Below are 8,774 nucleotides of genomic sequence, written 5' to 3' on the forward strand. Positions count from 1 at the left end.
CGTTCCAGTCTTGGTGTCTGAGATTGGAGTAAAGATGCAGTTCAAATACTGCAAAAAGGCCCCAGACAGGAAGTGAACGTGTTCTACTTGGCGAGGGCGTGTCGGGGGTCGACCCCGCACGCTCGCCAGCGGGACCAGCAGTCAGGCAAGGAGGATGGCCGATGAACGAGGTCCTTGCCGTGCCATTGCGGGCCGTCGGCGGATTCTTCGAACTCACCGCGGATGTGGCCCGTGCCAGTGTGCGACGACCCTTCCAATGGCGGGAGTTCATCGACCAGTCCTGGTTCGTGGCGCGGGTGTCCATCATCCCCACCCTGTTGGTCGCCATCCCGTTCACCGTGCTGGTGAGCTTCACCCTCAATATCCTGCTTCGGGAGATAGGCGCCGCCGACCTCAGCGGTGCGGGGGCGGCCTTCGGCGCGGTCACCCAGGTCGGCCCGATCGTCACCGTACTCATCGTCGCCGGTGCCGGCGCCACCGCCATCTGCGCGGACCTGGGCGCCCGCACCATTCGCGAGGAGATCGACGCCATGCGCGTCCTCGGTATCGACCCCATCCACCGGCTGGTGGTGCCCCGGGTGCTGGCCTCGATGTTCGTCGCGCTCATGCTCAACAGCCTGGTCTGCACCATCGGTATCGCGGGCGGCTTCCTGTTCTCGGTGTACCTGCAGGATGTGAACCCGGGCGCGTTCGTCAACGGCATCACCTTGTTGACCAACCTGCCCGAACTGATCATCTCCGAGGTGAAGGCAGGACTGTTCGGGCTGATCGCCGGTATGGTCGCCTGCTACCTGGGCCTGAACGTCAAAGGCGGTCCGAAGAGTGTGGGTGATGCGGTGAATCAGACGGTCGTCTTCGCCTTCATGGCGCTGTTCGTGGTGAACGTGGTGGTCACCGCTGTCGGTGTCAAGTTCGCGGTGCGGTGATGCGATGTCGTTCGTAATCCAGTCCCGATTCCCGCGGATGGTGCGGCGGGTGCGCCGACTATCCGACTCGATGGACGAGCTCGGCCGACAGGCCGTGTTCTACGGGCGGGCGATCGGCTCCATTCCCCGGGCCGTCGTGCACTATCGCACCGAGACGATCCGGCTGATCGCCGAGATCAGCATGGGCACCGGGGCATTGGCCGTGATCGGCGGCACCGTGGTGATCGTCGGCTTCCTGACCCTGTTCTCCGGCGGCACCATCGCCGTGCAGGGCTACAGTTCGCTGGGCAATATCGGTGTCGAGGCGCTGACCGGCTTCTTCGCCGCCTTCATCAATGTGCGCATCGCGGCCCCGGTGATCTCCGGCATCGGCCTGGCCGCCACCATCGGCGCCGGCTCCACCGCACAACTGGGCGCCATGCGGGTGGCCGAGGAGATCGACGCGCTGGAATCCATGGCGATCCGACCGGTGCCGTATCTGGTCGGCACCCGGGTACTGGCGGGCATGATCGCGATCGTGCCGCTGTACGCGCTGGCGGTTATCGCCTCCTTCGTCGCCAGTCGATTCGCCACCGTGGTGATCTACGGACAGTCGGCAGGCGTCTACGACCACTACTTCTCGACCTTCCTGATCCCGAGCGACATCCTGTGGTCGTTCGCCCAGGCCATATTCATGGCCCTGGCGGTGATGATGATCCACACCTACTACGGCTACAACGCGGCGGGCGGGCCGGTCGGTGTGGGTGTCGCGGTGGGTAATGCGGTGCGGGCCTCGCTGGTCGCGGTGGTCACGGTGACCCTGCTGATCTCGCTGGCCGTCTACGGCACCTCGGGCAACTTCAACCTCTCCGGGTAAGCGTGATGACGGATTCGAATCGACCGGATGGGTTACCGGGCGGCCGGCTCGCCGGACTGTGGCAGAAAATCGCTTTGAAAGTGGCCGGCCTCGCCCTGGTGCTGGGCGTGGTCGCGGCGGTGGCGATATCGCTGGTGATGTTCGTGGGTGGTTTCACCCCCACGGTCACCGTGACCGTCGCGGCCCCACGCAGCGGTCTGGTCATGGACCCGGACGCCAAGGTGAAGGTGCGCGGTGTGCAGATCGGCACCGTGTCCGAGATCATCCGCACCGAGACCGGGGCGACCCTGCGGCTGGCGCTCGACCCGGAACTGCTGCGCCTGGTCCCGGAGAACGCCACCGTGGATATTCGCTCCACCACGGTCTTCGGCGCCAAGTACGTGAACTTCGTGATCCCCGAACACCCGGCCGCCGAACCGTTGCGGCCGGGGGCGCGGGTGACGGCCGAGAAGGTGACCGTCGAATTCAACACGCTGTTCCAGCATCTGTCCGATGTGCTGGCCCAAGTGGAGCCGGAGAAATTGAACGCCACCCTGACCGCGTTGGGCACCGCGCTCGAGGGACGTGGTGAACAACTGGGCGATCTGCTGTCGCGAAGCGATGCCTACCTGCGCGAGATCAACCCCCTCCTGCCCACCCTGCGCCGGGATCTGGTCGCCACGGCGGCGGTCACCAACCTCTACGCCGATACCGCCGGCGACCTGCTGCGCACCCTGGACAACGCCACGGTCGTCGGCCGCACTCTCGCCGAATCGGAATCCGATATGGACGCGCTGTTGGCGAACCTCACCGGACTCGCCGACACCACCGGGGCCGTGCTGCGGGAGAACGAGAACCAATTGGTAACCGCATTGGATCTGCTGCGGCCCACCACGAGTCTGCTGCACGAATACGCCCCGGCGCTGAACTGCATCATCGGTGGTCTGGCCAAGGCCATGCCGATCGCCGAGCAGGCCTTCGGCGGTGCACAGCCGGGGGTGGCGCTGAACGCCAGCTTCATGTACGGCCAAGAACCATACAAATACCCGGAGGACCTGCCGAAAGTGAATGCGACCGGCGGACCGCAGTGCGCGGGGATTCTCGACCGAGTACCGGGCAGCCACGCGGATTACGTTGTCACCGACACCTCCGAAGGCGCCCCCTTCGCGCCGTCGACCAAACTGGAGTTCAACCCGCCGTCGGTGTTCCAGGTGCTGTTCGCCGGTATGCCGGGGGTGGGCCGATGAGGAATACCGCGACCACGGTCAAATTGGCCATCTTCACTTTGGTGATGTCGCTGATCTTCGCCGGACTGGCGGTGGTGTTCTCCCAGGTCCGTTTCTCTCGGGAAAACGGTTACCACGCGATCTTCACCAGCGCGTCGGGGATGCTGCCCGGCGACAAGGTGCGTATCGCCGGGGTTCCGGTCGGCTCGGTGACCTCGGTGAAGGTGGGCAAGGACTACAAAGCGCACGTCGAGTTCGACGTGGACCGTAAATACCGGTTGCTGACCAGCACCCGCGCCACCATCCGCTACGAGAACCTGGTCGGCGACCGGTACCTGGAACTGTTGGAAGGGCCGGGCGATACCGAGACGCTGCCGCCCGGCGGCACCATCGGCCTGGACAAGACCGCGCCCGCCCTGGATCTGGATCTGCTGCTGGGCGGTTTCAAACCGCTGTTGCGTGGTCTGGACCCGGCCCAGGTCAACGATCTGACCAATGCCCTGCTACAGATTTTCCAGGGTCAGGGCGGAACGCTGGTGTCGCTGCTGAACAGCGGCGGTTCGTTCGCCAAGACATTGGGCGAGCGGGACGAACTCATCGGCAGTGTGATCGACAACCTCAACGCCGTGTTGAAAACCATCTCCGACCGGGGTGATCAGTTCGCCACCACGATCGACGAGTTGCAGCGACTGATCAGCGGTCTGGCCGCCGACCGCGATCCGATCGGGGCGGCCATCCCACGGCTCGCGGGCGCCTCGGCGGCCGTCACCGATCTGCTGGCCCAGGCCCGCCCCGATCTGCAGGCCACCATCGCCCAGACCGGTCGGCTCGCCACGAACCTCGACAACGATGCCGACACCGTCCAATGGGTGCTGGACAAACTGCCCCCGACCTACAAGATGCTGAACAAGATCGGCTCCTACGGCTCGTTCCTGCAGCTTTACGTCTGCCGGACGAACTTCCTGGTGGACGGTCCCGACGGCAAACCACTGCTGTTGGAGCTGCCCGGTGAGCAAACGACCGGAAGGTGTGCGAGCGAGTGAAGGAGAACTCACGGGTGGTGACGATCGGCGTCGTGGGCCTGGTGCTCGCGGTGGCGATCGCGCTGTCGGCACTCCAGTTCGAGCGGCTGCCATTCATCCGCGGCGGGGCGACATACACCGCGTATTTCGCCGATGCCGGTGGGCTCATCCCCGGCGACGATGTCGAGGTGGCGGGTATCCGATCCGGCCGAGTAGAGGATGTATCGCTCGACGGTGCCAAGGTGCTGGTGCGGTTCACCCTCGACGAGAAGATCGTGCTGGGCGACAAGACCACCGCGCAGATCAAGACCAATACGGTGCTCGGCCGTAAATCCCTGGGGGTGAATCCCGCCGGTTCCGGGGCCCTGCGGACCGACGACACCATTCCGCTGGAACGGACCACCTCGCCGTACTCGCTCAACGATGCCCTCAGCGAACTGACGGGCACGGTGCAGGAACTGGACCTGGATCGGGTCAACCAAACCTTGGACGTGCTGTCGAGGCATTCGCCGACACCCCCGCCCCGCTGCGCGCCGCGTTGGACGGGGTGACCGCCCTGTCGCGCAGTATCAATGCGCGCGACCAGGCGCTGTCGGATCTGTTGGGACGGGCCCAGAACGTCACCAAGATCCTCGCCGACCGCGGCGACCGGATCAACGCGCTGCTGGTGGACGGTAACCAACTGCTCGGCGAGTTGGAGCAACGCCGCACCGCTATCGGCCAGTTGATCGTGTACATCAACGCACTGTCCCAGCAGCTGTCCGGACTGGTCGCCGACAATGAGGCGCAACTGAAACCCGCGCTGGACAAGCTGAATTCGGTACTGGACCTGTTGCAGCGCAACCGGGACAATCTCACCGCCGCGCTCGAGGGGCTGGGCCCGTTCTCGGCGGCGCTCGGAGAACAGGTCGGCAGCGGACCGTACTTCAACGCCTATGTGGTCAATGCGAGCAGTGAGACTTTGCAGCCGCTCGTCGACGCACTGGTCTGGCCGCAGCATCTGCCGGAATCGCTGCGCGCCTATCTACTCGAACCGGGTCCCAAACTCGGGCCGTCCGTACAGGAGCCGCCGCGATGAGTATCGGCAATGCCCTCCGAAGGCCGCCCCGCTGGATAGTGATCGTCGCCGGGGTGCTGGTCGGCGCACTGGTGGTGTTCGGGGCCTACACCGCCTTCGAGCGGATCGGTACCACCCGGATCACCGCCTATTTCACCTCCACCAGCGGTCTGTACGCCGGTGACGAGGTGCGGGTGCTCGGGGTGAAGGTCGGTCGTATCGAAAAGATCGACCCCGGTGCCGAGCAGGTGCGGGTATCGATGAGGATCGACCGGGGAATCGACCTGCCCGCCGACGCCCGGGCTGTGATCATCTCCCCTTCGCTGGTGTCGGCCCGGTTCATCCAGTTGGCCCCCGCCTATACCGGTGGGCCGAAACTGGCCGACGGCGCCGAGATCGGTCTCGACCGCACTGCCGTCCCGGTGGAGTGGGACGATATCAAGACCGAACTGTCCAGACTGGCCACCGCGCTGGGACCGGTCGGCGACGATCCTCAGGGCTCGTTCGGTCGGGCCATCGACACCGCCGCCGAGAACCTCGAAGGCAATGGCGACAGGTTCCGAGAAACCCTGCGCGAACTGTCGGCCACCATGACCACGCTGTCGGACGGACGCACCGACCTGTTCGGCACCATTCGCAATCTGCAGAAGTTCGTGGAAGTGCTGTCCAACAGCAACGAGCAGATCGTGCAGTTCGGTGGCAGGCTGGCCTCGGTGTCGTCGGTGCTGGCCGGTGTCTCGAACGAGCTGGGCGCCGGACTGGACAATCTGGACCTGGCGCTGGCCGATGTGAAACGTTTCCTCGACGGCAGCGGCGCCGAACTCACCGAAGGGGTGCAGCGGCTGGCCGAGGTCACCCAGATCCTGGTGGACAAACGCCCCGAACTGGAACAGGCGCTGCACTCCGGGCCGACCGCGCTGGTGAACTTCTACCAGATCTACAAACCCGCCCAGGGCACGCTCACCGGCGCCATCTCGCTGAACAACGCCGCCGATCCGCTGAGCTTCCTCTGCGGTTCGGTGCGCGCGCTGGAACAGAACGAGTCCGATACCAGCGCCGATTTGTGCGCGGAATACCTGGCCCCGGTGATCAAGTCGCTGGCCATGAATTATCCGCCCATCATGACCAACCCGGCCACGGGTGTGACCGCGTTCCCGCACCAGCTGAACTACACCACCCCGGAAGTGGCGGCCAAGGCCCAGGCCGACGCCGGCGCGCCGGCAGGTCCCCCCGCACCGGCACCGGTTCCGGTGGGGGTTCCGTGGGGGTTGCCCGGTCTGGCCCTTCCCGGCCTCACCCCGCCCGAAGGAGGACGATGATGTCCCGGCCCATTCCACGCCGGCCTGCGACGGGCGCGCGGCGTCGGATCACGGCCATGGTGGTCGGTGTCGGCCTCGCGCTCGGTGTGTCCGGCTGTCAATTCGACGGTCTCAACTCGCTTCCGATGCCCGGAACCGAAGGGGGTGGCGAGGACGCCTATGTCGTGCGGATCCAGATGCCGAATGTCACCACGCTCACCAGGAATTCACCGGTACGGGTGGATGATGTCGCGGTGGGCGCGGTGTCGGATATCGCCGTGGAGGACTGGCATGCGCTGGTGACGGTCAAACTGAACTCCGATGTGGTGCTGCCGGCCAATGCGGTGGCCCGGATCGGCCAAACCAGTCTGCTCGGCAGCAATCACCTGGAATTGGCCCCGCCCGCCGATGTGCCGCCCGAGGGGCGACTTGCCGACGGCGACCTCATTCCCTTGGACCGGGCCGGTGTCTACCCGACCACCGAACAGGTGCTGTCCTCGCTGTCGGTGGTGCTCAACGGCGGCGGTATCTCCCAGTTGGAGAACATCACCCGCGAACTGAACGCCGCGCTGGTCGGCAATGAGGCCGAGATCCGCGATCTGCTGCCCCAATTGAACGAGCTCGTCGTCGATCTGGACCAGCAGCGCGGCGACATCATTGCCGCCATGGACGGATTGGACCGGGTCGCAAGCCAGTTCGCCCGGGAAAGCGATGTGGTGGCCGGTGCCATCGAGAACATCCATCCGGCCTTGACCGTTCTCGCCGATCGGCGGCAGGAGATCACCACCGCCATCACGAAACTCGGTGAGCTCGGCGATGTCACCCAGCGGTTGATCGATGCCAGTGGCGACAATCTGAAGGCGAATCTCGCCGATCTGGCGCCGGTGCTGCAAACCCTGGCCGATACCGGCGGCAACCTGGCCGAATCGCTGAAGATCCTGCTCTCCTTCCCCTTCCCGCTGAAGAACATCGATCGGGCGATCAAGGGCGATTATCTGAATCTGTTCATGACGGTGGACATCACGGCCGCCCGGCTGGATTCGAACTTCCTCACCGGTACCCCGCTCGGTGGGCGATTCGGGGGTGTGGAGGCCGCGCTCGGCGCCATGGCGCCACCCACCGCGGCCGAGCAGGGCAATCCGCTCGCGACACCGTTGCAGTCACCGGGAGCGCCCGCGCCCTCGGACCAGCCGCAACCCACCATTCCCGGACTGCCGCCGATTCCCGGGTTGCCCGCGATCCCCGGGCTGACGGTGCCGTTGCCCGGACCGGCCGAAGGAGGACAGCCGTGACACTCACCCGGTTCGTCCGTGCCCAGCTGATCATCTTCTCCGTCCTCACGGTGGTCGGCCTGACCGTTATGTCCGGCACCTATGTGCGGTTGCCCGCCATGTTCGGGATCGGCCGCTACGAGGTCGTCGTGCAGTTGGCCGCGACCGGCGGGCTCTACAAACAGGCCAATGTCGCCTATCGGGGCACCAATGTCGGGGTGGTGAAAGAGGTCCGTCTCACCTCGGAGGGGGTCGAGGCGCAACTGTCCATCGATAGCGATTACAAGATTCCGGCCGATGTCGATGCGCGGGTGCGCAGCGTATCGGCGGTCGGTGAACAGTACGTCGACCTCGTACCGCCGCAGGATTCCACCGGTGGAAACCTCCACGACGGCAGCGTGATACCGGTGGAACGCACCGAGTTGCCACAGGATGTGGGCGCACTGTTGGACCAGGCCGATCGGCTGCTGGCCACCGTCGCCGATACCCGTCTGCGGCAGGTGCTCGACGAGGCGTTCCGCGCCTTCAACGGCGCCGGTCCGGATCTACAGCGATTCATCGACTCGGCGGCATTGTTGGTGCAGGAGGCCCAGGACAATGTGGAGCCGACCAAACAACTGATCGAGCAGATCGGTCCGCTGTTGGACACCCAGACCCGATCCGATGCGGCCATCCGGTCCTGGACACGGGACCTGTCCGTCGTCACCGATCAACTCCGCGAACACGATCCGGCGCTGCGCAGTATCCTCGCCGACGCGCCGTCGGCAATGGAACGGGTGACCGCCCAATTCCAGGATCTACGACCCACCCTGCCGCTGTTGCTGGCCAATCTGGTGAGTCTGGGACAGGTCACGTCCACCTATCACGCCGGTCTGGAACAGACCCTGGTCGTCTACCCGCCGCTCATCGCGGCACTGCTCACCGCGGTGCGTGGGCCGATGGAATACGGCGCCCTGGTCGACTTCATGACCGTGCTCAACGATCCGCCACCGTGCACCACCGGCTTCATTCCGCCGGACCAGCGCCATTCGCCGAGCGAATTCGACACCCCCCAGCCCCCGCCCGGCTTGTACTGCAAGGTGCCGCAGGACTATCCGACGGTGGTCCGCGGTATCCGCAACACACCCTGTATGGGATTT

The 8,774-nt window shown here is 65.4% G+C and carries 7 protein-coding genes and 1 pseudogene; all 8 read left to right on the top strand.

The window, feature by feature from the left end; genetic code table 11:
- Nucleotides 1-161 precede the first annotated feature (161 nt).
- Nucleotides 162-926 carry an MlaE family ABC transporter permease gene (locus ON32_RS02295; protein ID WP_040788351.1) on the top strand — a complete coding sequence of 255 codons (765 nt, stop codon included), beginning with the start codon at nucleotides 162-164 and terminating at the stop codon, nucleotides 924-926.
- Between the two features lie 4 nt (nucleotides 927-930).
- A complete protein-coding gene (locus ON32_RS02300) occupies nucleotides 931-1,782 on the top strand; it encodes an MlaE family ABC transporter permease (RefSeq protein WP_040788352.1) in 852 nt (283 codons plus the stop codon).
- 5 nt (nucleotides 1,783-1,787) lie between these two features.
- Nucleotides 1,788-3,008, top strand: a complete 1,221-nt coding sequence (locus tag ON32_RS02305; protein WP_083873904.1) for an MCE family protein — start codon at nucleotides 1,788-1,790, stop codon at nucleotides 3,006-3,008.
- The gene (locus tag ON32_RS02310; protein WP_040788353.1) at nucleotides 3,005-4,030 is read left to right on the top strand and encodes an MCE family protein; all 1,026 of its coding nucleotides are present in this window, start codon (nucleotides 3,005-3,007) and stop codon (nucleotides 4,028-4,030) included. Before ON32_RS02305 ends, ON32_RS02310 begins: the two co-directional genes overlap by 4 nt.
- A pseudogene (locus ON32_RS02315) lies at nucleotides 4,027-5,087 on the top strand (MCE family protein). The gene ON32_RS02310 and the pseudogene ON32_RS02315 overlap by 4 nt, the downstream one beginning before the upstream one ends.
- The gene (locus ON32_RS02320; protein ID WP_040788354.1) at nucleotides 5,084-6,385 is read left to right on the top strand and encodes an MCE family protein; all 1,302 of its coding nucleotides are present in this window, start codon (nucleotides 5,084-5,086) and stop codon (nucleotides 6,383-6,385) included. The pseudogene ON32_RS02315 and the gene ON32_RS02320 overlap by 4 nt, the downstream one beginning before the upstream one ends.
- Nucleotides 6,385-7,656 (top strand): MCE family protein, encoded by a 1,272-nt coding sequence (locus tag ON32_RS02325; protein ID WP_083873902.1) that lies wholly within the window; start codon nucleotides 6,385-6,387, stop codon nucleotides 7,654-7,656. The genes ON32_RS02320 and ON32_RS02325 overlap by 1 nt, the downstream gene beginning before the upstream one ends.
- A partial coding sequence (locus tag ON32_RS02330; protein ID WP_040788357.1) for an MCE family protein occupies nucleotides 7,653-8,774 on the top strand: 1,122 nt, incomplete at its 3' end. The genes ON32_RS02325 and ON32_RS02330, both read left to right, overlap by 4 nt.

The organism is Nocardia paucivorans NBRC 100373 (assembly GCF_000308675.1).
GTDB classification, from domain to species: Bacteria; Actinomycetota; Actinomycetes; order Mycobacteriales; family Mycobacteriaceae; genus Nocardia; species Nocardia paucivorans.

What these genes read in the sequence shown, in the direction of transcription:
- ON32_RS02295 (WP_040788351.1), top strand. Translation starts at nt 162, where the DNA reads ATGAACGAGGTCCTTGCCGTGCCATTGCGGGCCGTCGGCGGATTCTTC.
- ON32_RS02300 (WP_040788352.1), top strand. Translation starts at nt 931, where the DNA reads ATGTCGTTCGTAATCCAGTCCCGATTCCCGCGGATGGTGCGGCGGGTG.
- ON32_RS02305 (WP_083873904.1), top strand. Translation starts at nt 1,788, where the DNA reads ATGACGGATTCGAATCGACCGGATGGGTTACCGGGCGGCCGGCTCGCC.
- ON32_RS02310 (WP_040788353.1), top strand. Translation starts at nt 3,005, where the DNA reads ATGAGGAATACCGCGACCACGGTCAAATTGGCCATCTTCACTTTGGTG.
- ON32_RS02320 (WP_040788354.1), top strand. Translation starts at nt 5,084, where the DNA reads ATGAGTATCGGCAATGCCCTCCGAAGGCCGCCCCGCTGGATAGTGATC.
- ON32_RS02325 (WP_083873902.1), top strand. Translation starts at nt 6,385, where the DNA reads ATGTCCCGGCCCATTCCACGCCGGCCTGCGACGGGCGCGCGGCGTCGG.